Source organism: Plastoroseomonas arctica (assembly GCF_018128965.1).
Classification (GTDB): domain Bacteria; phylum Pseudomonadota; class Alphaproteobacteria; order Acetobacterales; family Acetobacteraceae; genus Plastoroseomonas; species Plastoroseomonas arctica.
The window spans coordinates 74,507-96,929 of record NZ_JAAEDH010000002.1 but is presented as its reverse complement, the minus strand read 5'-3'; the positions used below and the strand labels follow the sequence as shown (position 1 = coordinate 96,929).

Annotated in this window: 21 protein-coding genes; 6 read left to right on the top strand and 15 right to left on the bottom strand. The window is 69.4% G+C overall.

What is annotated here, in order from left to right; genetic code table 11:
- Positions 1 to 8: 8 nt before the first annotated feature.
- The 4 genes from GXW79_RS02630 to GXW79_RS02615 form a co-directional block, all read right to left on the bottom strand.
- Positions 9 to 1,589 (bottom strand): ABC transporter substrate-binding protein, encoded by a 1,581-nt coding sequence (locus GXW79_RS02630; protein ID WP_367614782.1) that lies wholly within the window; start codon positions 1,587 to 1,589, stop codon positions 9 to 11.
- Positions 1,590 to 1,750: 161 nt separating this feature from the next.
- Entirely contained in the window at positions 1,751 to 3,448 is a 1,698-nt protein-coding gene (locus tag GXW79_RS02625) for an AMP-dependent synthetase/ligase (RefSeq protein ID WP_211872673.1), read from the bottom strand.
- A 73-nt stretch (positions 3,449 to 3,521) separates the two neighbouring features.
- Positions 3,522 to 4,484, bottom strand: a complete 963-nt coding sequence (locus GXW79_RS02620) for an aldo/keto reductase (protein ID WP_211872672.1) — start codon at positions 4,482 to 4,484, stop codon at positions 3,522 to 3,524.
- 13 nt (positions 4,485 to 4,497) lie between these two features.
- On the bottom strand, positions 4,498 to 5,649 hold the full coding sequence (locus GXW79_RS02615) for a diaminopropionate ammonia-lyase (protein ID WP_211872671.1): 1,152 nt from the start codon (positions 5,647 to 5,649) through the stop codon (positions 4,498 to 4,500).
- A gap of 63 nt (positions 5,650 to 5,712) precedes the next feature.
- Between GXW79_RS02615 and denD the strand changes: the two genes are divergently transcribed.
- Complete coding sequence (gene denD, locus GXW79_RS02610) at positions 5,713 to 6,699, top strand: D-erythronate dehydrogenase (RefSeq protein ID WP_211872670.1); 987 nt, start codon at positions 5,713 to 5,715, stop codon at positions 6,697 to 6,699.
- A gap of 4 nt (positions 6,700 to 6,703) precedes the next feature.
- Here denD and GXW79_RS02605 read toward each other — a convergent pair whose 3' ends face one another.
- The 3 genes from GXW79_RS02605 to GXW79_RS02595 are packed head-to-tail and all read right to left on the bottom strand — an operon-like array spanning position 6,704 to position 7,876.
- Entirely contained in the window at positions 6,704 to 6,877 is a 174-nt protein-coding gene (locus GXW79_RS02605; protein WP_211872669.1) for a hypothetical protein, read from the bottom strand.
- 13 nt (positions 6,878 to 6,890) lie between these two features.
- Positions 6,891 to 7,457: a hypothetical protein gene (locus GXW79_RS02600; RefSeq protein WP_211872668.1), complete on the bottom strand. Its 567-nt coding sequence runs from the start codon at positions 7,455 to 7,457 to the stop codon at positions 6,891 to 6,893.
- The gene (locus GXW79_RS02595; RefSeq protein ID WP_211872667.1) at positions 7,454 to 7,876 is read right to left on the bottom strand and encodes an acyl-CoA thioesterase; all 423 of its coding nucleotides are present in this window, start codon (positions 7,874 to 7,876) and stop codon (positions 7,454 to 7,456) included. Before GXW79_RS02595 ends, GXW79_RS02600 begins: the two co-directional genes overlap by 4 nt.
- Positions 7,877 to 7,996: 120 nt before the next feature.
- Here GXW79_RS02595 and GXW79_RS02590 point away from each other — a divergent pair, with 120 nt between their 5' ends.
- From GXW79_RS02590 to GXW79_RS02570, 5 genes are all read left to right on the top strand, one after another.
- A complete protein-coding gene (locus tag GXW79_RS02590; protein ID WP_211872666.1) occupies positions 7,997 to 8,962 on the top strand; it encodes a Bug family tripartite tricarboxylate transporter substrate binding protein in 966 nt (321 codons plus the stop codon).
- 129 nt (positions 8,963 to 9,091) lie between these two features.
- On the top strand, positions 9,092 to 10,006 hold the full coding sequence (locus GXW79_RS02585) for an ABC transporter permease subunit (RefSeq protein ID WP_211872665.1): 915 nt from the start codon (positions 9,092 to 9,094) through the stop codon (positions 10,004 to 10,006).
- Positions 10,003 to 11,286 (top strand): high-affinity branched-chain amino acid ABC transporter permease LivM, encoded by a 1,284-nt coding sequence (gene livM, locus GXW79_RS02580; protein ID WP_211872664.1) that lies wholly within the window; start codon positions 10,003 to 10,005, stop codon positions 11,284 to 11,286. The genes GXW79_RS02585 and livM overlap by 4 nt, the downstream gene beginning before the upstream one ends.
- Complete coding sequence (locus GXW79_RS02575; protein ID WP_211872663.1) at positions 11,283 to 12,080, top strand: ABC transporter ATP-binding protein; 798 nt, start codon at positions 11,283 to 11,285, stop codon at positions 12,078 to 12,080. Before livM ends, GXW79_RS02575 begins: the two co-directional genes overlap by 4 nt.
- Positions 12,081 to 12,162: 82 nt before the next feature.
- Entirely contained in the window at positions 12,163 to 12,870 is a 708-nt protein-coding gene (locus GXW79_RS02570; protein WP_211873056.1) for an ABC transporter ATP-binding protein, read from the top strand.
- A 9-nt stretch (positions 12,871 to 12,879) separates the two neighbouring features.
- Here GXW79_RS02570 and GXW79_RS02565 read toward each other — a convergent pair whose 3' ends face one another.
- From GXW79_RS02565 to GXW79_RS02530, 8 genes are all read right to left on the bottom strand, one after another.
- Positions 12,880 to 14,475, bottom strand: a complete 1,596-nt coding sequence (locus GXW79_RS02565; RefSeq protein ID WP_211872662.1) for an SPOR domain-containing protein — start codon at positions 14,473 to 14,475, stop codon at positions 12,880 to 12,882.
- Between the two features lie 395 nt (positions 14,476 to 14,870).
- A complete protein-coding gene (locus GXW79_RS02560) occupies positions 14,871 to 16,775 on the bottom strand; it encodes a pilus assembly protein TadG-related protein (RefSeq protein WP_211872661.1) in 1,905 nt (634 codons plus the stop codon).
- Entirely contained in the window at positions 16,772 to 17,368 is a 597-nt protein-coding gene (locus GXW79_RS02555) for a TadE/TadG family type IV pilus assembly protein (protein ID WP_211872660.1), read from the bottom strand. The genes GXW79_RS02560 and GXW79_RS02555 overlap by 4 nt, the downstream gene beginning before the upstream one ends.
- A complete protein-coding gene (locus GXW79_RS02550) occupies positions 17,355 to 17,915 on the bottom strand; it encodes a TadE/TadG family type IV pilus assembly protein (protein ID WP_211872659.1) in 561 nt (186 codons plus the stop codon). Before GXW79_RS02550 ends, GXW79_RS02555 begins: the two co-directional genes overlap by 14 nt.
- Positions 17,916 to 17,917: 2 nt before the next feature.
- The gene (locus GXW79_RS02545) at positions 17,918 to 18,835 is read right to left on the bottom strand and encodes a type II secretion system F family protein (protein ID WP_211872658.1); all 918 of its coding nucleotides are present in this window, start codon (positions 18,833 to 18,835) and stop codon (positions 17,918 to 17,920) included.
- Complete coding sequence (locus tag GXW79_RS21730; protein ID WP_211872657.1) at positions 18,832 to 19,803, bottom strand: type II secretion system F family protein; 972 nt, start codon at positions 19,801 to 19,803, stop codon at positions 18,832 to 18,834. The genes GXW79_RS02545 and GXW79_RS21730 overlap by 4 nt, the downstream gene beginning before the upstream one ends.
- On the bottom strand, positions 19,800 to 21,206 hold the full coding sequence (locus tag GXW79_RS02535; protein ID WP_211872656.1) for a CpaF family protein: 1,407 nt from the start codon (positions 21,204 to 21,206) through the stop codon (positions 19,800 to 19,802). The genes GXW79_RS21730 and GXW79_RS02535 overlap by 4 nt, the downstream gene beginning before the upstream one ends.
- A complete protein-coding gene (locus GXW79_RS02530) occupies positions 21,203 to 22,381 on the bottom strand; it encodes an AAA family ATPase (RefSeq protein ID WP_211872655.1) in 1,179 nt (392 codons plus the stop codon). Before GXW79_RS02530 ends, GXW79_RS02535 begins: the two co-directional genes overlap by 4 nt.
- Positions 22,382 to 22,423: the final 42 nt, after the last annotated feature.

Here is a 22,423-nt window from a genome sequence, read left to right as displayed (position 1 = left end):
CGCCTGGCCTACCGCGCCGCGGCCGGGCGCACATCCTGGGCACGGGTCAGCTCGTCGGCGCGCGCCGCGATGGTGAGGCCGCGGCGCGTCGCCCAGATGTTGGTCTGAATGTGCAGCGGGATCACGCCCACGTCGTCGGCGGCCAGGCGCTGTGCCTGGATCAGGATCTGCTCGCGGCGCGCATCGTTGAGCTCGCTCAGCGATTGCAGGGTGAGCTCGTCGACGCGCGCATTGGAATAGCGGCCGCGGTTGGAGGCCCCCCAGCCGCGGTCGCGGTTGACCGTGGCGAGGATGTTGCGCAGCGGATGCGAGCCGTCGGGGTTGCTGCCCCAGCCGATCAGGAAGGCGGAGAAATCGGCACGCCCGGCGCGGGCGACGAAGGTGGTCCAGGGCTGCGCCTCGACCGTCGTACGCACGCCGATGCGGGTCCACATCTGACCCACCGCCTGGATGATGCGGGCATCGTTGATGTAGCGGTCATTGGGGCCGGCGAGCGTGATGCGGAAGCCCTGCGGATAGCCGGCCTCGGCGAGCAGGCGACGCGCGCCGTCGGCGTCATAGGCGGTGGGCGGCATGTCGGGGACGTGGCTGTAGGTGCCCTCGGGCAGGAACTGCGAGGCGGGGACGGCGGCCCCTTCCATCACGCGCTCGACGATGGCGCGGCGGTCGATCGCCATGGACAGTGCTCGGCGCACGCGCACGTCCTGCAGCGGGTTGCGACCAAGCGGCTGTCCATTGTTGTCGGTGACGAAGGGCGAATTCTCGCCGGCGGGGCGGGCGAAATCCAGGCCCAGGAAGATCAGCCGCAAGCCGACGATCTCGCTCAGCGTCACGCGCTGGTCGGTGCGCAGCCGCGCGAGGTCCGAGGTCGGCACCTGGTCGATGACATCGACGTCGCCGGCGAGAAGGGCCGCGGTACGCGACGCGTCATTGGTGATCATGCGGTAGTTCACGCGGCCGAAGGCCGGGCGCTCGCCCCAATAGGTGTCGTTGCGCTCGAGCTCGATGCGGTCGCCCATGCGGTGGCTGACGACGCGATACGGACCGGTGCCGATCGCCGCGCGGCCGGCGTTGAAATCATCGGTGGTGGAGCGCTCATGCGTCGCGCGGTTGAGGATGCGCACGTTTGTCATGTCGAGCGGCAGCAGCGGGTAGGGCTCGGTGGTGCGGAAGCGCACGGTCAGCGGATCGACGACCTCGACCGCGGTGATCGGCCGCGCATAGATCGCGTAGGAAGACGGGCTGTTGGGCACATTGGGCAGGCGCGCGATGGTGAAGGCGACGTCCTCGGCGACGAAGGGATTGCCGTTGTGGAAGCGCACATTCGGCCGCAGCTTGAACTCCCACACATTCGGCTCGACCGTCGTCCAGGACAGCGCGAGGCCGGGGATGTTGCGGCTGCGCGAATCGGTATCGACCAGCCGGTCGAAGATCATGTCCGAGGCGGCGTTGTTGGGCGACAGCTGATGGTAATGCGGGTCGAGCGAGGTGACCGGCGCGCCGACGGCCATGGTGAGATTCTGGGCGCGGGCCTCGGCGCACAGCAAGCCGAAACACGCAGCCACCGCCATGATCGGCTTCATCATCATCAACCCCTCACGCATCCCGGACCCAAGCTGTAGCAGCGCGCGAAATGCCCGGCTAGCGCCGGCTACGCCATGGCGCGGCGGCATCGCGCCGCGCTGCTGGAACTCGCGCCACGCGAGCAATCGGCGCACAAGATAGCGGCACGCAAAGCTGTGCGGTCCGCTCAATGACCCGCATGCAGCCCTTCGACGAGCGTGGTGTTGCGATCGAGCACGATGCGGCGGCGCACCTTCATGGTGGGCGTCAGAGTACCGTCCTCGACCGAGAAGGGCGCGACGGTCGCGTAGCGGCGAATGCGCTCGATGTTGGACAGCCGGCCATTCACCCGGTCCACCGCGGATTTCACCGCCGCCTCATGCCCCTCGGCCGGCACCACCAGCGCCACGATGGCGGGCTTGCCCTCGCCGGCGATCACCGCCTGGGCGATTTCCGGTTCCGCCATCAGCAGGCCCTCGACCTTCGCCGGGCTCACCATGTCGCCACCCAGCGTCTTGATGAAGTCGCGCTTGCGGTCGGTGATGCGCAGAAAGCCGTCATCGATGGCGCCGACATCGCCGGTGTGCAGCCACAGCCTGCCCTCGGCATCGGCTTGCAGCGCCTGCGCGGTCAATTCCGGTGCGCCCCAATATCCCTGCATCACCAGGTCGCCATGGATCAGCACCTCGCCGTCGCCGGCGATGCGGGTCTGCACGCCGGCCATGGGCGGGCCGACCGTTTCCCGCCGGTTTGCCCAGGGCAGGTTGCAGCTGATGACCGGCCCGGCCTCGCTCTGCCCATAGCCCTGCAGCACCGGCAGGCCCAAGGCGAGGAAGAAGCCGCTGAGATCGGGGTCCAGCCGCGCACTGCCGGAGACAAAGGCGAGCAGCTTGCCGCCGAAGCGCGCGCGAACCTTGCGCCGCACCAGCCGGTCCAGCACCGCATCCTCGATGCGCTCGACCAGGCCGAGCCGCGGCCCGTCCAGCCGGCGGAGGCCCAGCGCGATGGCGCGGTCGAACAGCCGCCGCGCGGTGGGCGATTGCTTCTCGCGCTGGGCGAGCATGCGCGCGCGCATCACCTCGAACAGGCGCGGCACGGCGGTGACGACGGCGGGACCGATCTCGGCGAATTCGCTCGCGATCCGGTCGGCGCCGCGCGAATAGACGATCTCCATGCCCACCGATGGCAGCAGGAAGCCGCCCACCGTGTGCTCATAGCTGTGCGAGAGCGGCAGGAACGACAGGTATGAGTTGCCGGAAAAGCCCAGCCGCTCGGCCAGCGGGACCAGCCCCTCGCGGTTCGCCAGCAAGGCGCGGTGCGGCAGCATCACGCCCTTTGGCGTGCCGCCGGTGCCCGAGGTGTAGATCAGGCAGGCGAGTGCCTCGCGGCTTGCTTCACGGCATTCGGCTTCAAGCATCGCCACGTCAGCCGGGGTCGCGATGGCGTCTGCCCAATCCGGGCTGTCCATGGTCATCAGCAGATCGAGCCCGGCCTCGCCGGCCGCCTGGGTGATGCGGGCGGCGAGGCGCGCATTGGCGGTGATAGCGGCACGCGCGCCGGAATCGCGCAGGATATAGGCGTGGTCGGCCGCGGTGTTGGTGACGTAGGTCGGCACCGTGATGGCGCCGATCGCCATGATCGCGCAATCGGAGATGGGGAATTCCGGCCGGTTCTCGGAGACGAGGAGGACCCGGTCACCGGGAGCGATGCCGCGGGCCCGCAGATACGCGGCCAGGGACGCGACGCGCCCGGCGAACTCGCCCCAGCTGAGCCGTTGCCATCCTCCATCACGCCAGAAACGGAACAGCGGCCGTGCATGCCATTCGCGGGCCCGGCCCAGCATCATGGCCGGCAGCGTGGGCCAGGCCCCCGGTGAGTACGGCATCTTGTCCTCGTGTAACGTTTCGACCCTGCCCCGGGTCTAGGGCAGGACGGCGCGCATTGCCACAGCGGCGTGATCAGTCTCTCAGCGCGGTAATGCGGGCGAGCGCCGCCTCGCCCAGGCGCCCCTTCGCGATGGCGGCCGCGGCGTGCTCGAACTCCGCCTGCGTGGCGGTGCCGACGAGGACCAGGCTGATGCCGGCGGGGCCGATCGCGAAGCGCAGCGCCGCTTCGACGAGGTCGCCGACATGGCCTTCCTCGACCAGCGGCAGGAAGCGGCGCGCGGCCGCGACATCGGCGGCGTAGCTGGCGCCCGAGGCGATGGGCGCGACGTCGCGCGCCGCGACCGGGTGGCGCGCCTCGCTGCCGCTGAGCGCGCCGCCGGCGAGGATGCGTATGCCGATCACGCCGACATCGTGTTCGGCAGCGTGGTCGATGATGCGGCCGAGATCGGGCATCCCGGGCAGCGCCGGCGCGGCGGCGCTCGGGTTGAGCAGGTTGTAGGGGATCTGCGCCGTCGCGAAGCCGCCTTCGGCCAGGACATGGCGCAGGGCGGCGGCGTCGCCAATGCCGGTGATGCCGTAGTGGCGCAGCTTGCCGGCCGCCTGCAGCCGCTGTAGCGCCGGGACGGCCTGTTCGAGGATTTCGGCATCGGTGAAGCTCGGCGCGCGGCCGTCCACGGTGATGGGGTTGTGCAGCTGGAACAGGTCCACGCTCTCGCGCCCCAATCGTTTGAGGCTGCCTTCGAGTGACGCCGCGATCCTGCCGGCGACGTCGCTGCGCCCGTCATCGTAGATGCGTACCTTGGTGCCGACGGTCGGGTTGGCGCCGAGTGTCTTCAGCGCGCGACCGAGATTGGTCTCCGACGCGCCATCGCCATAGGCGGTGTCGAAATAGGTGACCCCAAGGTCAAGCGCGCGGCCGATGGCGCGCTCCTGCTCGGCGGGTTCGCCACGCACCATGAGGCCGCCGATGGCGCCGCACCCATAGCCGAGCACCGAGACCGTGAGCCCGGTGCGCCCGAGCCGTCGCTGTTCCATGGCGAATTCCCCTTCAGGCCGTGAGCTGCGCGTAGAGCTCGGGGTCGGTCGCGCCCTCGGTGCCGAACAGCAGCACGCGGCTGTCCGGCTCCAGGCCCAGCACAGCACGCCCGAAGGTGTCGCGCGCGGCGAGCAGCAGCCCCGCCAACCCGGCGACGCCGCTCTCGCCGGCGACGATGCCCTGGGCCGCGAGCAGCTTCATGCAGGGTGCGACCGCCGCGTCCGGGATGGCCATGAAGGCGTAGGCGCTGCGGCTCAATTCCTGCCAGGCGAGCAGGCTCACCTCGCCGCACGCAAGCCCGGCCATGACGGTGTCGAGCGCGCCGCCGATCACCTGGGGCTCGCCGGCCTCCGCACTCGCGAGCAGGCAAGCGGCCTTGTCGGGCTCGACAACGATCACGCGCGGCCCATCGCCGTAGCGGGCGCGCATCTGGATGGCGACCGCGGCCGCGACGCCGCCGACGCCGCCCTGGACGAACACGTGGGTGGGCGGCGCGGGCAGTTGGCCGGCCGCCTCGTCGGCCATCAGGCGGTAGCCCTGCATGACGTCGCGCGGGACCTCCGTGTAGCCGGGATAGGAGGTGTCGGAGACCACGAACCAGCCCTTCGCCTCGGCCACGCGCGCGGCCTCGCGCACGGAATCGTCGTAATTGCCGGGCACCTCGCGGATCTCGGCGCCGAAGCCGGCGATGGCGTCCCGCCGCGCCTGGGTGACGCCGTGGTGGACGAAGATCACGCAGTGCGCATGGCAGCGCGCGGCGCCCCAGGCGACGGAGCGGCCGTGATTGCCATCCGTCGCGCAGGTCACGGTGATGTCGCGTGTTGCCTCGGCGAACTCGCCGGCCATGATCGCGGCCGAGGGCGCATTGGGTGCGATGTCGCGGCGGGCGAGCTCGACGACCAGCAGCTTCAGCACGGCATAGGCGCCGCCGAGCGCCTTGAAGCTGGCGAGGCCGAAGCGGGATGCCTCGTCCTTGTAGTGCACCGAGGCGACACGCGCGGCGGTGGCGACGCCATCGAAGGTGCGTAGCGGCGTGACCGCATAGCCGGGCCAGCTGGTGATCTCGGCCTTGGCGCGGCGGAAGCCGCCCTCGGGCAGCACGATGATGCCGGGGGTGCCGTGGGCACGGTTGGCGAGCAGGCGGTAGGGCAGGGAAGGGATCATGGGTTGCAGTATTGCGCCCTGCCCCGGCCGGCGCCAAACCATGGGGCGGGAGGGCCTCGGTCCATGCACATCACGATCCTCGGCGGCGGCGGGTTCCTGGGGCGCAAGCTGGCGCAGCGCCTGGTGGCGGATGGTGCGCTGGGCGGGCGCGCGATCAGCGGGATGACCCTGTTCGACCTGGCCGCGCCGGCACCGCTGGACGCGCCCTTCCCGGTGCGGACGCAGGCCGGGGACCTTGGCGATGCCGTGGCGCTGGCAATCGCGATCCCAGAGGATACCGGGGTGATCTTTCACCTGGCGGCGGTGGTCTCGGCCGCGGCGGAGGCGGATTACGACCTCGGCGTTCGGGTGAACCTGCTGGGTACGCTGGCGGTGGTGAACCGCTGCCGCGCGCTGCCGGCGGCACCGAGGGCGGTGTTTCCCTCCTCCGTCGCGTCCTTTGGCGGCGGGCAGGATGCGCGGGTCGCCGATGATGCGCGGCAGGTGCCGACCAATTCCTACGGCGCGCAGAAGGCGATGGCGGAGCTGCTGCTGGCCGATGCGTCCCGGCGCGGCTTCCTCGACGCGGCGTGCATAAGGCTTCCCACGGTGGTGGTGCGGCCCGGTCGGCCGAACAAGGCGGCCTCGTCCTTCGCCTCGGCCATCCTGCGCGAGCCTCTGCTGGGGCTGGCCACGAATTCTCCGGTCTTCCCGGATTTCCGGCTGTGGATCTGCTCGCCGCGCAGCGCCACCGGCTGGTTCCTGCACGCGGCCACGATGGATACGGCCCCGCTGGGCTTGGAGCGCGGCGTCAACCCGCCGGGCATGACCGCAAGTGTCGCCGAGATGCTGGACGCGCTGGAGCGTGTGGCGGGGATCGAGGCCCGACGCCTGGTGCAGATCGTGCCGGATACGGTGGTGCAGGATATCGTGCGCGGCTGGCCCTCGGGCTTCGTGCCGGACCGGGCGCTGGCGCTCGGCTTCGCGCCGCACGAGAGCCTCGATGAGGTGGTGCGCGCCTTCGTGGCGGAGGATCTGGAGGCGACGCGGGCGGAGCGGGCGCCGGTCTGAGCGGCTACTTCCGCTCGTCCTCATCCTGACGGAGCAGGTCCTCGGCGTTCACGCGTTCCTCGCGCAGCACCCACCAGCCCTTGGTCACAACCTGCATGGCGGGTGCGGGCCGCGGCACATGGGCGGGAACCGGGCGCGGCGCCGACGATGACGCCGCCAGGGTTGGATGCTGCTGCATCTCAATAGCTTTCCTAGCGTGTTCTTGGAACATAATACCCGAATGTTGCTGCAACAAGGAAAAGGGTGAGCACGACGGAGAGGAGCGTGGCCAGTCCGGCGATGGAACGCAAGCGTTCGCGGAACTTGTTGATCGTGCGGTTGTGCTGCGCACCGATCGCATATTGCAATGCGAGCGTCTCCTTCAAGCTCACCAGCGCGCTGAACCCGGCCCCGGACGCCTGATCCGCCTCATCCTGGATGAGCAGCCTGGCGTGGTTCAGCAGGTCCTCGTCGGGCGCCAGGTAGCGGAATTTCTGCGGGTAGATGCAGGCCGCGAGGAAGCCCAGCGCCACCAGCGTGGCGATGGCCGAGAGGGTGAGGAACCCTACCGCGATCCAGCCGCCCCAGCTCGACAGCGGCGGCAGGCGCTCGACCAGCTGGAACAGGGCGGCGAGCTGCAGCGCCAGCGTTGCGGCGAAGAAGGGCAGGGAGCGCCAGATGTTCTCCTCCTGGTCGATCTCCTTGCGATAGGCCTCGGCGAGCGTGCGCTCGATATGCGCAAGCGCCGCCGGTTCCTCGGGCGGCTTGGCCCCGCTCACTCCGCGCGCGCCCCCTGGGCGATGATCGCATCGCGCATCGCCTCGGGGATGGCGGCCTTCACCGGGCCCTGCGTCACCACGATGATGCCCTTGGCCGAGCAGCACACCCCATCCGCGCGCCACATCGCGTATTCATGCACGAAGCTCGACCGCCGCACTGAGAGGGTGCGCGCGCCGAGCAGCACCTCGTCGCCGAAGGCGGCGGGCTTGAGGTAGCGAACCTCCAGCGTGCCGACGACGGGGCCGATCTCGCCCGGACCGAAGCCGCCGCCGAGGGCTTCCCAGAAAGCCACGCGCAGATCCTCGAACAGGGTCAGGTAGGCGGTGTGGTTCACATGTGCGTAGAGGTCGCATTCGGCCCAGCGGATGCGGTGGCGCCGCAGCAGCGGCCAATGCCCTTCGACCGGAAATCCATCCATTACGAAACCCCTTCGGCTGATGGCGCGATGATGCGGCGGCTGCGGCGATGCGGAAACCCTTCCACTCGCGGCCGGATTCGGGGCAGGCTCGCCGCAAGGAAAAAAGGGGAGGATCGAACCATGCCCACACGCCGCAGCCTGGCCGCGCTGGCCGGCCTCGCCATGCCCAATATTGCCCGCGCACAGGCGGCATGGCCCAACGAAAAGGTGGTGGAGGTGGTGGTGCCGTTCCCGGCCGGCGGCGGGGTGGATGTGATGACGCGCCTCATCATGCCGCTGGTCGCGCAGCGCATTCCTGGCCTGCGGCCGGTGGTGCTGAACCGCACGGGTGCGGCCGGCCAGATCGGGCTGGAGGTGACTTTCAACGCGGCGCCCGATGGCTACACGCTGGGGGCAACGACCTTGCCGGCGGTGAATTCCATCGCGCTGGAGCGACAGGTCCGGTTCCGCCCGATGGAGTTCACCTACCTGGCCAATATCGTCGAGGACGGGAACTGCTTCTACGTGCGCCAGGAGAGCCCGATCCGCGACGTGGCGCACCTGATCGAGCTGGCGCGCGCCCGGCCGGGCCAGTTGACCTATGCCACCACCGGCATCGGGTCGGACGACCACATCTTCATGGTGGGGTTCGAGGCGGCGACGGGCATCCCGCCGATGATCCACATTCCCTTCGCGGGGGCGGCGCCGCTGATCCCGCAGATGCTGGGCGGGCATTTCGACGTCGCGGCCATGAATGTGGGCGATTGCCTGGCGCTCAAGCGCGAGGGCAAGGCGCGCTGCCTGGCCCAGGCAAACCGTACGCGCTGGAGCGAGGCCGCGGATGTGCCGACCTTCCGCGAGCTGGGGATGGACGTGGTCTATGGGGCTTCGCGCGGCATCGTGGGTCCGCCGGGCCTGCCGCGCGCCATCGCGGAGCGGCTGGAGAACGCGCTGCGCGAGGCGGTGGCGGACCCGGCCTTCACGCGCGAGGCGGAGCGCCAGCTGATGCCCTTGCGCCCCGTCTTCGGCCGCGAATACGCCGCCATGGCGATGGAGATCGACCAGCGCGTCCAGGCCCTGTGGCACGCCCGCCCCTGGCGCGGTTAGCGCCGCCTTCGACGCCCGCCCCAGTAGCCAAAAATAAAAGAATGGGGTTCGGGGAAATTCTTTTCCCCGATCTTCCTTGCTTAGCGCGGTTAGCCCCCTATCGTGACGTGGATCGTTCGGGGGTGCCATTTGGCCTACGCGTTGCAACAGCTCATCAACGGCATCTCCCTCGGCATGATCTATGGCCTGATCGCCGTGGGCTACACGATGGTCTACGGCATCATCGGCATGATCAATTTTGCCCATGGCGACGTGTTCATGATCGGCGCCTTCACCGCCTTGATCACCATTGTGCTGCTGCTCTCGGGCGGCATGATGGAAGGCCCTGGCGCCATCCTGCTGGTGCTGCTGGTCTCGATGAGCGTGACGGCGCTGTATGGCTGGACGGTGGAGCGGCTGGCGTATCGGCCATTGCGCGGCAGTTTCCGGCTGGCGCCGCTGATCAGCGCGATCGGCATGTCGATCCTGCTGCAGAACTACGTGCAGGTGAGCCAGGGCGCGCGGGTGAAGCCGCTGGAGCCGATCGTGCGCGGCGGTTTCGAGGTGATGCGCGAGGGCGGCTTCGTGGTGCAGCTCAGCACCATCCAGATCATGATCGTGAGCATCACGCTGAGCGTGCTCGCGGTGTTCACCTGGCTGGTGACGCGCACGCCGCTGGGCCGTGCGATGCGCGCCTGCGAGCAGGACCGCAAGATGGCGGCACTGCTGGGTGTGGACACCGACCGCACCATCAGCCTGACCTTCGTGATCGGCGCGGCGTTGGCCGCCGTGGCGGGGTCTCTGTACCTGATCCGCTATGGAGTGATTGATTTCTACATCGGCTTCCTGGTGGGGGTGAAGGCGTTCACGGCCGCGGTGCTGGGGGGCATCGGATCGTTGCCGGGCGCGGTGCTGGGGGGCCTGCTGATCGGGCTGATCGAGACATTCTGGAGCGCGTATTTCTCCGTGCAGTACAAGGATGTCGCGGCTTTCGCGGTGCTGGTGATGGTGCTGATCTTCATGCCCACCGGCCTGCTCGGCCGGCAGGAGGTCGAGAAGGTATGAGGGTGGCCGCCGCGCTGCGCGACGCCGCCATCACAGGCCTGGTTGCAGCTGGGCTGTTCCTGCCGCTGGTGGCGTTGCGCACGGACGTCTCGCCATCGGGCGCGCTGTTCATCCGCACGCGGTGGAGCGATGCGGCGATCCTCATCGCGCTCGCGGTCGTCGGGCGGTTTGCGCTGGTGCTGTGGCTCGGGCGGAAGATCCCGGTGGCGTCGACGGAAAGTGCGTGGTGGGAGGAGCCGCTGCGCCGCGCGGGAAAATTCTTCACGCCGGTGCTGCTGCTCGTCGCGGTCGCACTCCCCTGGTTGCCGGGTACCGGGCGCTATGAGCTGGACCTCGGCATCCTGGTGCTGACCTACGTGATGCTGGGCTGGGGGTTGAACATCGTGGTCGGCCTCGCGGGGCTGCTCGACCTTGGCTATGTCGCCTTCTATGCGGTCGGCGCCTATTCTTACGCGCTGCTCGCGCAGTATTTCGGGCTGTCCTTCTGGTTGTGCCTGCCGTTGGCAGGCATCCTCGCGGCGTTCTGGGGCGTGCTGCTGGGATTTCCTGTGCTGAGGCTGCGGGGCGATTACCTGGCAATCGTGACCCTGGCGTTCGGCGAGATCATCCGCGTGGTGCTGATCAACTGGGCGTCGTTCACGGGCGGGCCGAACGGCATCGGCGGCATTCCGCGGCCGTCCTTCTTCGGGCTGCCGTTTTCCATGGGCGGGGAGGCGGGCAGCTTCGCGCACACGTTTGGGCTGGAGCCCTCGCCGCTGCACCGAGTGGTGTTCCTGTACTATCTGATCCTCGGCCTCGCGCTGCTGACCAACTGGGTGAGCATCCGCCTGCGCCGCCAGCCGCTCGGCCGCGCTTGGGAGGCGCTGCGCGAGGATGAGACGGCCTGCCGCGCGCTGGGGATCAATATCACCACCACGAAGCTCACCGCCTTCGCGCTGGGGGCGATGTTCGCGGGTGTCGCGGGCAGCTTCTTCGCCACGCGCCAGGGGTTCATCAGCCCAGAAAGCTTCACCTTCATCGAGAGCGCGATCATCCTCGCCATCGTGGTGCTCGGGGGGATGGGCAGCCAGATCGGCATCGCGCTCGCGGCCCTGATCATGATCGGCGGGTTCGAGGTGTTCCGCGGGCTGGAGGAGTGGCGGATGCTGGTCTTCGGCATCGCGATGGTGGTGATCATGGTGCTGCGGCCGCGCGGCCTCGTGTCGTCGCGCACGCCGACGGTGGCGCTGGGCGAGCGCCGCGCGATCAGTGGTGCCCTGGTGGGCGAGGGCAGGGGTTGAGCCAGGCGGCGATCCTCAGCGTCGAGGCCGTGACCATGCGGTTCGGCGGGCTGACCGCGGTGAACGCGGTGTCCTTCGCGGCCGAGCGCGGCGCGATCACCGCCATCATCGGCCCGAACGGTGCGGGCAAGACCACGCTGTTCAACTGCATCACCGGCTTCTATCGCCCGAGCGAGGGCGCGATCACGCTGCATCATGAGGGCCGCGACACCGCGCTTCACCGGCTGGCGGGCCACAAGATCGCGCGCGCGGGCGTGGCCCGCACCTTCCAGAACATCCGGCTTTTCCAGGGGATGACGGCGCTGGAGAACCTGCTCGTCGCGCAGCATAACCGCCTGATGGCGGCGACCGGTTTCGGGATCGGCGCCGTGCTCGGCCTGTCGCGCTACCCCGCCGCCGAGCGAGATGCGATCGACCGCGCGCGGCATTGGCTGGAGATGACGGCGCTGCTCGACCGTGCCGACGACCCCGCCGGCAGCCTGCCCTATGGCGCGCAGCGGCGGCTCGAGATCGCGCGTGCCATGTGCACCGAGCCCGCCTTGCTGTGCCTGGACGAGCCCGCCGCCGGCCTGAATCCGCGCGAGAGCGAGGCACTCTCGGCGCTGCTGCGCAGCATCCGCGATGGCGGCTGCTCCCTGCTGCTGATCGAGCACGACATGAGCGTGGTGATGGGCATCTCGGACCGCATCGTGGTGTTGGACCATGGCGCCAAGATCGCCGACGCAGCGCCCGCGGTGATCCGCGCCGACGCACGCGTCATCGCCGCCTACCTGGGCGAGGGAGACGAGGAGTGACCTCTGCCACCAGCGCCAAAAACCCAAAAATACAAGATTGGGGGTCCGGGGGAAATTCTTTTCCCCCGGTCTTGCTTCCTTGATCCTCGAACTCGAAACCGTCTCCGCCGGCTACGGCGCCGTCCAGGCGCTCACCGACGTCTCCCTGCACGTCGCCGAGGGCGAGATCGTCACCCTCATCGGCGCGAATGGCGCCGGCAAATCCACCTTGCTGATGACCATCTGCGGCGACCCGCGCGCTCGGGCCGGCCGCATTACCTTCGATGGCCAGGACATCACGGCGTTGCCGACCCACGCCATCATGCGCGGCGGAATCGCGCAGTCCCCGGAAGGCCGCCGCGTCTTCCCGCGCATGACCGTGCTCGACAACCTCATCATGGGCGCCGAGGTCGCCGGCCACGACCCGGGGCGCGACCTGGAGCGCGTCTACACGCTGTTCCCGCGCCTGAAGGAGCGCGCGGCCCAGCGCGGCGGCACGCTTTCGGGCGGCGAGCAGCAGATGCTCGCGATCGGTCGCGCCCTGATGGCGCGCCCGCGCCTGCTGCTGCTGGACGAGCCATCGCTCGGCCTCGCACCGCTGATTGCGCGGCAGATCTTTTCCGCCATCCGGGAGTTGAATGCGCGCGAGGGCTTGTCCGTGCTGCTGGTCGAGCAGAATGCGAACCAGGCGCTGCGCCTGGCCCATCGCGGCTACGTGCTGGTCACCGGGCGCATCACGCTGGAAGGGCCGGGGCGGGCGCTGCTCGACCGGCCGGAAATCCGCGATGCTTACCTGGGCACGGGGGCCTGAAGGCCGGGGTCAGGACGCGGCGGTGAAGCAGTTCTGGCTGGCGGCGCGAAGCCTGGCGCAGAACTGAACCGCCTCGGCGCTGCTGGCGAAACCGCCAAGGCGCAGCCGATAGAAGACGCGGTCGCCGCGATCGAACCGGGTGATGACGGATTCACGGCCTTCGAGAAGCGATGCGTGGCGCGACGAGACCGTTTCCCAGAGGCGCTGCGCCTCCGCCTCGCTGCCCAGTGCGGCGACCTGGACCTGGTAGCCGCCGCCGCCAGTGCCGGCCGGCGCTGCCGGCGCGGGCGCTGGCACGGAGGCGATGGCCTCGCGCGGTGGCGGAAGCGGCGGCGCCGCGGCGTGCACCGGCGCGAGCTCAGGAACCGGCTCCATGGCGCGGGCCGGTTCCGGAACGCTTGCCGCTGCGACAACCGGGGCGCGCACCGGCTCGGGCGGCGTTGATGGCGGTGCCATCGCGAAGCCGGAGGGTTCGGATGCTGCGGCGGCGGGCGCGGCCGCGCCGCGACGGCCGCGTGGCGGGCGGACAAAGCCCGGGTCGCCTGGGCTGCTGATGGGTTCCATGGCGCGCACATCGGCGCCGACGGGCGCGGGCGTGGTCGCCATCGGCGACGACGGCGGGTTATAGGCGCGCGACGCGCTTGGGGGTTCGTAAGCGCTCGGCGCGCTCGGCGGATCGTAGGCGCGAGGCGCGGCAGGGGGATCGTAGCTGCGCGCAGGTGGCGCCGCGGCGGTGAGCGGCGTGGGCGGCGGCGGCAGGATGGCATCGGGGCGGTCGGCCAGCAGCCGGGGCGGGTCCCGGCGGCTGGCGCCCGCCCACTGCGCGAAGGATTGGTAGTCCCGCATCATCGCATCGGCCTGGGAGGGGCCCATGTCGTTGCGCAGGATCCGCGCGGCACGGTCGGTCTGGCCATCGGCGGCGAGCAGCAGGGCCAGGTTGTGCCGCGCCCGGCGTGGTGCGGAGCTGTCGCCCTCGGCGCTCCCGATCACGCGAATGCCGTCTGCCGGCCGTCCGGCGAACATCAGCGACAGGGCGAGGTTGCCGCGCAGGCCCCAATCCTGCGGTGCGAGCGCGACGGCGCGGCGATGCGCCGCCTCGGCCGACGCGGTGTCGCCGTTCATGTCATAGGCGAGCCCGAGTCCGCCGAGCACGGCGGGGTTCGGTGGCCCCGCCACTTCGGCCGCGCGGAACGCCTCGATCGCGCCATCGGCATTGCCGGCGCGGATTTCGGCGCGGCCGATATCGAGCAGCCGGGTCTGCGTCGGACCCGCGATGAGTGCGGCGCGCCGCATGGCGGTTGCGGCATCGGCCGGCAGACCCGCCGCCAGCGCCGCCTGCGCAAAGCGATCCTGGATGACGACGCTGTTCGGGTTCTGCTGCGCCTGCTGACGCAGCACCTCGATGGTGAGCTGGTCCGGGGCATCGGGGTTGTTCCGGTCCGCGGCCTCGGTCAGGCGCAGGCGCGCGGCTTCCGAGAGGGAGCGGCCGCCCGTGGGCGTGTCGCAGCCGGCGAGGACGCCGAGCCCAAGGAAGCTTAGGAGGGCGATCGCAAGGGATCGGGTGGGTGCGGCGAATCGGCGCGCATCGGGGGGTGCCATCGGCATGCGGCGGAGGATCGTCAAACGCCCCGTTGTCGTCAACATCTAGTGGTGATTAACAAAGGATGACACGAGTGATTGTGGCGCCGACGCCACGAGGCCTAACGGTGTTGCCGTGCCAGTGCGCAGCCGCAGCAAAGCTGTTGGCGGAAAATCGACCGGTGGTTGGTATTCGCTACGCCGTGCTTTGTGGCCGGAAGTATCGTCGATGGGCCACAAAGCTCACCATCAGCAACGCGCGCGCGGTTGACGAATGCCCGTTCGTGCGCGCGGCGGACCTTTCAGGGGGGCGCCGACCAATCGCTGTCAATGTGCGGCAGCGCAGGCCTACGGCCGTGCCGTCGGACGCGGCACGGATTCGCGATCTCCAGAGACGAAGCCTTGCGTTCTACGCGACCGGCTCAGCGCACCAGGCGCACGCGCGCGACGCGGTTGGCTATGGAGACGAAGGCGCTGTTGAGTGCTGCCGAGTTCGCAGCGTCGTAGTAGTCGGATGTCGAGTTCGCGCACGCCGTCAGAAGCGCGCGGACAGTCGCCGCATTGCCGCCCGCACTGGTGATATCGAAGCCCACCACATAGATCTCGATGCCTGCTGCCTTGATGACGGTGCAGAGCCGCGCGACGCGGCGGTCGAGTTCCGCCGTGGTGGTGGGATCATTGGCGTCAGTCAGCGGGGTCGCGGTGGGCACACCGTTGTTGGTGACCACGAGATTGCCCGCGGACCAGCGTCCATACGGGCCATAACCTGTCGTCGTGGTATAGCCGGGGTTATTGCTCGTTGGGCAACCGACGGGGTGGCGTGGATTGCGGACATTGTCGTCGCCGCAGACGGCGGGCGCGCCGCGGCTATAGTCCCGGCCGCTGATGCGGACGGAGATGTCGCCGAGCGTGTTCACGCCATCGGTCATCAGCAAGATGGCCTTGATCCCTGCATTGGCCATCGACAGGGGCAGCGGGACCGTTTGCGGCGTGTCGGACCATAGGCCCTGCCAATTCGGGCTGATCGTGGTCCAGGCCGCGTGCAGCCCGACATGAACCGATGTGCCACCCATCCAGACCGCGCTCGTGCCGGTATTCCACATGTGATAGAGCCAAGGGTCGGGGTAGAGGCCGGCGATGCGGTTGTTGATCGTCGTGCGTTCCGCCGTCAGCGGAAGGATGGCGTAACGACTATGCAGCAGGCACCCGAGGTTGGGGCCGGTGATATCCAGCGGGTTCATCGTCGCGCCGGCTCCGGTGACGACGTCCGCCCCGCGACTGGTGTCCTGGTTCAGCGCCCATTCATTGATGGCTCGGTTGTTCACCGCGGGGTTGCCGACGATGTAGGACGTCCATTCATTGTCGCCGGCGACATCGACGGTGCGCGTTCCACCGTTTTGCCGGTAGTAAAGCGACCTGACCGTCGGCGTGGTCTCCAGTGAACTCGGGTAGAACCAGGCCCGGTAGCGCGTCGCGTCCGAAGTCGGCGGCGTGTCCGTCATATCCCCCGTGGTGCCGCCCATTGCCTGTGCACGCACCTCGACGCAGCCCGGCCAGCGAACCTGGTTGCCGCGCGTATCCACCAGAGGCAGCCCGCCGGGCAGGAACAGGTTGCGCGACGCAGCGGTGACCATGTTCTGCGCATATGCGGAGTTGCCAATATTAACATGGGTCGTATAGGGCACGACCGACACCCAAAGCCGTTCACGGGTCTCCGCGCCGGAGAAGATGGTCGTCACGAAGCTCTGCCCGGCGGCCCGCAGCGCCTCGATCTTGGTTTGGCTATCGCCAGACGGGGTCGGGGACATCGAGCCGGTGACGTCGAGCGCCATCGCCACTTCGAGCGAGGCGACAACGCGCGTCGCCGCGGCCGCGGCGGTGAATGTGGGCAGGGCGTTGATGCCGAGCACGCGCAGGAATGTCGTGTTGAGCGTGGCGCGCGCCGTGACCGTCAGGATGCTGTTCGTGGTGGTAAGGTCGGGATTCGTCGCACTGGCGCCGATGTAGCCGGTGCTGAAGGTGGTCGTGTCGAGCGACCCGGCGGAGGACACGCAGGGGTTCGCGCCGGCGCGCCCGAAATTCGCCCAGAACACGTTGCAGGCGTCGGTCTTGATCTGGTTCAGCTGCGTCGCCGTGGCGCCCACGGAGTAGCTGCGCGCCGCGACCAGCGCGGCCGCGTCCAGCGCGGTGGCGAGGCGGGAGCGCACCATCCATGCCCGGGTGGCGTCGATGGCGAGCCCGACCGAGCCGAACAGCACCACCGCGATCGCGGCGGTGAGGATCAGGACGTTCGCGCGACGGTCTCGGAACAGCGATCGCTTCATCATGGCAGGGTCCCGGTCAAGGTCGCCGTCCGCGGCTGGGCCACGGCCAGGGCATAGATGGCAGGGGAGGTGGAGCCGCCGGTCAGCACGCGGGTGATGCCGGAGGTCCAGCGCGTGCGCTGCGACAGCACCTCGACCGCGAGGACCTGCGCGCCGGCCGGCACGATCACGTTCGCCGGTAGCACGGGTGTCGTGGAAAGCCGCGAGACCACGAGGCCGGAAGGCGAGCCGCTTGCGTAGTTGTTGCGCGTCCATAGCCGCGTATTCGCGGTGGCGCTGCTGCGCTGGATGGCGGTGACATGGATGGCGCCGTCATTGGTGGCGCCGGTGTTGTCCTGGGTCGCGACGGAGCTGCCGCCGATCGAAGGCGCGGCACTGAGGATCGCCGTCAGCTGCGCCTGGGTCAGCGGATCCACCTGCGCAAGCGCGTTGAGGATCTCTGCCGCCATGCGCTCGACGCGATAGACCGTGCGCATGTGCAGGATGAGGTCGGCCATCGCCAGCACGAGCAACAGCAGCATCGGCATGACGAGGGCGAATTCCGTCGCCGCAAGCCCGCGACGGCCGAGCCGCCGGAGGAGGCTAATACGGCTCATTCTGCACCACGAAGAAGGTCCGGTGGGTGAAGATGCTTCCGGTCGGAAGCATGAGCCGGGCATAGGGCGTGAAGGCCCGCGACTGGTAGATGATGCAGTAGCGGATGACGCCACTGCTGACGCCGGTTGTCGTGGTCGTGCCGGAGGTGGCGCATTGCTTCACCCCGGTCGCCGCGTTGTTGCCGAATTGCGGGGCGGCCGCGAGCGCGGTGTAGCCGGAGAATTGCTCCGCCGTCATAGTGGCGGTGCCCCAGGCGCGCAGCGGCAGCCCGGTGCGGTCGAGCACCCGGTCCACCAGCGCCGCCTGGGTGGTGACGGCCCCGCTGACGGAAGGACCCAGGGCAGCCTGGCGGCTCGCCTCGCGCGCACCGTGGTTGAGCGCCATGTCGATCGCCATCTGGAACGCCGTCTCCAGCGTCAGCAGCAGCACGATCAGGAGGATGTTGAAGACGAGCGCGAACTCGATCAGGTAGCTGCCGCGCCGGTCCCGCCGCAGCTTCCGTGCGCCGCGTGTCAGCGCGCCCCAGATGCGCTGCGTGAACGCCACGCCTACCATAGCTTCATCACCTGGATGGCCGCCGGCCCGCCGACCACGAGGAACAGCGTGGGCAGGATGAAGAACACCATCGGCAGGGTCAGCAGTACAGGCAGGCGGGCGGCGCGCGCCTCGAAGCGAAGCAGCTGCTCCTGGCGCAGCTCGGAGGCGAGCATGCGCAGCGCCTGCGACATGGGCGTGCCGAACTGCAGGCTCTGCACCAGCGACTGCGCCAGGCGCTGCAGCGCCTCGACCTTGGTGCGCGTCCCCATGCGGGCGAGCGCCTCGCGCCGATCGGTCAGGATGCGCAGCTCATAGAGGGTGAGGTTCAGCTCGGCCGCGACCGCGGAATTCACCGGCCCGATCTCGTCGGAAACGCGCTGCATGGCCGGCTGCAGCGACAGCCCCGCCTCGGCGCAGATGACCAGCAGGTCGAGCGCGTCCGGCAGCCCCTTCTCCAGGCGCTTGAGATAGGCCTTGCGCAGCGAATTCGCGACCATGTCGGGCAGCAGCAGGCCGACCACGGCACCGCCCAGCGTCGCGAGCAGCACCTGCCGGCCGTCGATGCCCATGAGAAAGGCGGTGATGCCGGTCGCGACCGGCATCACCAGCAGCAGGACGATCTTGGCGCCGAGGAACAGGCCGAGCGCGCGCTCGCCGCGGAAGCCGGCCGCGCGAAGGGTCTGCTGCAGCCCCTCGACCGTGGAGGGCGAAAGCAGCCTGCCGCGCAGCACCGAGGTGCCGAGCCCGGCGACGCGGCCGAGCGCGGCGCTGCGCGCGCCGGGCGTCGCTTCGACGAAGCCGCCCGGCTGGATCGCGCGCAGCCGCTGCTCGAGGCGCTGCCCGCGCGCCATCTCGCGCAGCAGCACCACGCTCATGAGCACCATGACCACGACGGCCATCGCGAGCCCGGCGACCATCTGCGTGCTCATGCGAGCGACTTCTTGATGATCGTGCGCATGGTGAACATGCCCAGGCACAGCAGCGTGATGGAGGCGCCGAGGATCTGTCGGCCGGTGTTGTCGGTGAACAGCAGCGACATGTAGTCGAAGTCGATCACGAGCAGCAGCAGCGCGGTCGCGACGGGCAGGATGGCCAGCACCACCGCACTCGACCGCGCCTGGCTCGCCAGCGCCTTGCCGCGTTCCTGCAGCGCCACGCGCTTGCGGATCACGTCGGCCAGGTTGTCGAGCGCTTCTGTGGGCGAGCCGCCGGTGCTCGCCTGCAGCGCGATGGCGGTCGCGAAGAACCGGTATTCGGCAACGCCGTTGCGCAACGCCGTGTCGGTCACCGCTTCCTGGATCTGCATGCCGATCGCGATGCGGTCGCTCATGCCCTGGAATTCGCGCGCGGTCGGCTGCGGGCTCTCCCGCCCGGCGCCGGCGATGGCGTCGGTCAGCGGGATACCGACGCGGACGGCACGCACCACCATCGCCAAGGCGTCGGGGAATTGCCGGAACAGCGTGATGCGCCGGCGCTCCTCCGCCCAGGAAAAGAAGGTGCGCGAGGCGAAGATCCAGATCAGCGGCGTGGCGAAGACGAACCAGTCGCCGATGATGGTGGAGGCGAGCCCCGCCACCAGGCGCGACAGCGGCAGGGCGACGATGATCACCACGTACCAGCGCACCGGGTAGTCGACCGCGCGTTCCAGGTGAACGCCGAAGATATCGACAATGCGCTGCTTGGCCGTCTTCTTTTCCGGCTGCAGCTTCGCAAACACGCCGCCGGTGAAGAGGGGTTCGATCGTGCCGGGAACGCTGCCCAGCACGTTGGACATGCGCGCCGTCAGTTTTTCCTGCCTGGACATGGCGCGCAGGATGAAGACGCAGGTCACCATCAGCGCCACGGCGGCGATGGCCGCGCCGATCAGCAGCGGCATGCGGGCTGCGCCGCCGATCACGCCGACAAATCCTGCAGGGTCGCGGACCAGGCTTCCGATTGGCCGAAATAGGAAAGCCGTTCGTCGAAGCTCGGCCGCGCCATGGAGATGCGGTAGCGGGTGCGCAGCTGGCCGTCCTCACCCTCGCCCATCTGTTCGAGCATGGCAATGTCGTTGAGCGTGAAGACGTCGCCCTCCATGCCGACCAGCTCGGTCAGCTGGATCAGCCGGCGGCCGCCATCGCGCTGGCGCTCGACCTGGACGATGAGGTCGATGGCACTCGCGATCTGGGTGCGGATGGCCTTCGAGGGCAGGCCGAATGCGCCCATCAGCACCATGTTCTCGATGCGGGTGAGCGCGTCGCGCGAGGTGTTGGCGTGGACGGTGGACATGGAGCCGTCATGGCCGGTGTTCATCGCCTGGAGCATGTCGAAGGCCTCGGCCCCGCGGCACTCGCCCAGGATGATGCGGTCGGGGCGCATGCGCAGCGCGTTGCGCACGAGGTCGCGCTGGGTGATCTCGCCCTTGCCCTCGAGCGAGGGCGGGCGCGTTTCCAGGCGCACGACGTGGGGTTGCTGCAGCTGCAGCTCGGCCGCGTCCTCGACGGTGACGATGCGCTCGGCCGGATCGATCAGCTGGGACAGGGCATTGAGCAGCGTCGTCTTGCCCGAACCGGTACCGCCGGAGATCACCACGTTGAGCCGGCAGCGCGAGGCGATCTGCAGCAGGCGGGAGACCTGGCGCGACATCGACCCGAAGCCAACCAGCTTGTCGAAATCGATCCGCTTGCGCGCGAATTTCCGGATCGAGATGCACGGCCCGTCGAGCGCGAGGGGCGGAAAGATGATGTTGACGCGGCTGCCATCGGCGAGGCGCGCATCGCACATCGGGCTCGATTCATCGACGCGGCGGCCGACGCCGGCGGCGATGCGCTGCGCGACATTGGCCACGTGCTGGAGGTCGCGGAACTGCACCGGGCTCAGGGTGAGCCGGCCGCGCTGCTCGACGAACACCCGGTGCGGACCGTTGACCATGATGTCGGTGATGGTCTCGTCCTCGAGCAGCGGCTCGAGAGGGCCGAGGCCCAGCATGTCGTCCACGAGGTCGAGGGCGAGCTGGCGCTGTTCGCGGGCATTGAGCTGCAGGCGCTGCTCGGTCGCGATGGTCGCGACCAGGCGCTCGAGCTCAGTGGCCAAGCGGTCCGGCGGCAGGCCGGCCACGGTCGCCGGGTCCATGCGCGCGAGGCAGATCGAGCGCAGCGCGGTAAGCGAGGTGCCGCCGCTTGCCGGTACCGCGGTGCTGGGCGCGGCCGACGCCTCAGTGGGGGGCTTCGCACCGGGGATGGCGGCCGGGAGCTGCGAGCCGGTGACCTCCGGTTCCTGGCGCCGACGCCCGAAGAATGGGGTGAGAGCGCCGCCGCTCATCGACGCAGGAACCCGAACAGACCTCGGCGCTTCGCCTTCGGGCTGACCGCGCCGCAGGCCTGGGCGATCTGCTCAATCGCGGCCCGGAAGCCACCCGCACGCGCGGCCGCGGGCTCGCCCATGGTCTCCGCACCTTCGATCCTGGCACCACCCTCGGGCACCACGATGTCGGGCGGGGTACCGAGTGACTCGGTGATCTGCTTGATGGTGAGCGCGCCCTTGCGGCGGCCGCGATTGACCACGATCAGAGGCCGATGCACCTGGCCTGCGCCGGCGGGGAGCTTCAAAAGCCGCAACGCGTCGCGCAACGCCGGGAGGTAGGGCTCCATGACGATGATGCGCTGCTGGGCGATTTCATTGAGATCCCGCGCGAAGGCGAAATCGCTGAAAGGAACGTCGGCCACGATATAGTTATAACGCCGTCGCAATGTCGAGACAAGTCGCATTGTTGCGCCAGGCGTATAACCCGGCTGCTCGTCCAGCGGCTCCTCCGCGGCGAGTACGTGCAGCCGTTCGCTGACGAACTGGGCAGTGCGCTCGACGAACAGCTCGTCGACGCGGTCGGGGTATTCGAGGGCGGCGCGCAGCCCGTGATCGGTCCGCGCGCCGAGCAGAAGGGCTGCGGTGCCACGATGGAGGTCGGCGTCGAGAAGGATCGAGTGGCGCTGCGCGATATTGGCGAGGTACCAGGCGAGGTTCGCCGAAATCGTCGAGGCACCGGAACCGCCGCGCGCGCCGGTCACGGTGATGAGGCGACCGCCACGCGCCATCGGCTCGGCCGCGCGCTTGCGCGAGAGGAGGGGGGCGAAATTTTCGGCGATCATCGTGGCCGAGATCGGCTTGTACAGGTAGTCGGCGACGCCGAGGCCGCGGGTCAGATGGCGATAGAAGCCCAGATCCTGGCGATCGCCCACCACCAGGACGCGGACATCCGGCTCCACCACGTTGGAGAGGTCATCCAGCGCCGCAAGCGGCTGCGGATGGCCCGCGACATCGACCACGAGCACCATCGGCGTCGCGATCCGGCGCATGGCCGCGATGGCGGAGGTGATGTCGCCGCGGCGCACATCGGGCGCCTCTTGGGTCGGGTCGGCGAGGCCATCGCGCAGCGCGGCCTCGGTCTCGGCGTCGGCGGCGAAGCAGAGCACGCGCTTGCGCTCGCCCCGGTTGCTCATGGGGGAAGAGGCGCCCGCACCCGGGGCTGCCGCCGTGTCGGG

What these genes read in the sequence shown, in the direction of transcription:
- GXW79_RS02565 (WP_211872662.1), bottom strand. Translation starts at nt 14,475, where the DNA reads ATGCCGATGGCACCCCCCGATGCGCGCCGATTCGCCGCACCCACCCGA.
- GXW79_RS02605 (WP_211872669.1), bottom strand. Translation starts at nt 6,877, where the DNA reads ATGCAGCAGCATCCAACCCTGGCGGCGTCATCGTCGGCGCCGCGCCCG.
- GXW79_RS02590 (WP_211872666.1), top strand. Translation starts at nt 7,997, where the DNA reads ATGCCCACACGCCGCAGCCTGGCCGCGCTGGCCGGCCTCGCCATGCCC.
- GXW79_RS02545 (WP_211872658.1), bottom strand. Translation starts at nt 18,835, where the DNA reads ATGAGCACGCAGATGGTCGCCGGGCTCGCGATGGCCGTCGTGGTCATG.
- GXW79_RS02530 (WP_211872655.1), bottom strand. Translation starts at nt 22,381, where the DNA reads ATGAGCAACCGGGGCGAGCGCAAGCGCGTGCTCTGCTTCGCCGCCGAC.
- denD (WP_211872670.1), top strand. Translation starts at nt 5,713, where the DNA reads ATGCACATCACGATCCTCGGCGGCGGCGGGTTCCTGGGGCGCAAGCTG.
- GXW79_RS02595 (WP_211872667.1), bottom strand. Translation starts at nt 7,876, where the DNA reads ATGGATGGATTTCCGGTCGAAGGGCATTGGCCGCTGCTGCGGCGCCAC.
- GXW79_RS02535 (WP_211872656.1), bottom strand. Translation starts at nt 21,206, where the DNA reads ATGAGCGGCGGCGCTCTCACCCCATTCTTCGGGCGTCGGCGCCAGGAA.
- GXW79_RS02555 (WP_211872660.1), bottom strand. Translation starts at nt 17,368, where the DNA reads ATGAGCCGTATTAGCCTCCTCCGGCGGCTCGGCCGTCGCGGGCTTGCG.
- livM (WP_211872664.1), top strand. Translation starts at nt 10,003, where the DNA reads ATGAGGGTGGCCGCCGCGCTGCGCGACGCCGCCATCACAGGCCTGGTT.
- GXW79_RS02630 (WP_367614782.1), bottom strand. Translation starts at nt 1,589, where the DNA reads ATGATGATGAAGCCGATCATGGCGGTGGCTGCGTGTTTCGGCTTGCTG.
- GXW79_RS02625 (WP_211872673.1), bottom strand. Translation starts at nt 3,448, where the DNA reads ATGCCGTACTCACCGGGGGCCTGGCCCACGCTGCCGGCCATGATGCTG.
- GXW79_RS02560 (WP_211872661.1), bottom strand. Translation starts at nt 16,775, where the DNA reads ATGATGAAGCGATCGCTGTTCCGAGACCGTCGCGCGAACGTCCTGATC.
- GXW79_RS02620 (WP_211872672.1), bottom strand. Translation starts at nt 4,484, where the DNA reads ATGGAACAGCGACGGCTCGGGCGCACCGGGCTCACGGTCTCGGTGCTC.
- GXW79_RS02615 (WP_211872671.1), bottom strand. Translation starts at nt 5,649, where the DNA reads ATGATCCCTTCCCTGCCCTACCGCCTGCTCGCCAACCGTGCCCACGGC.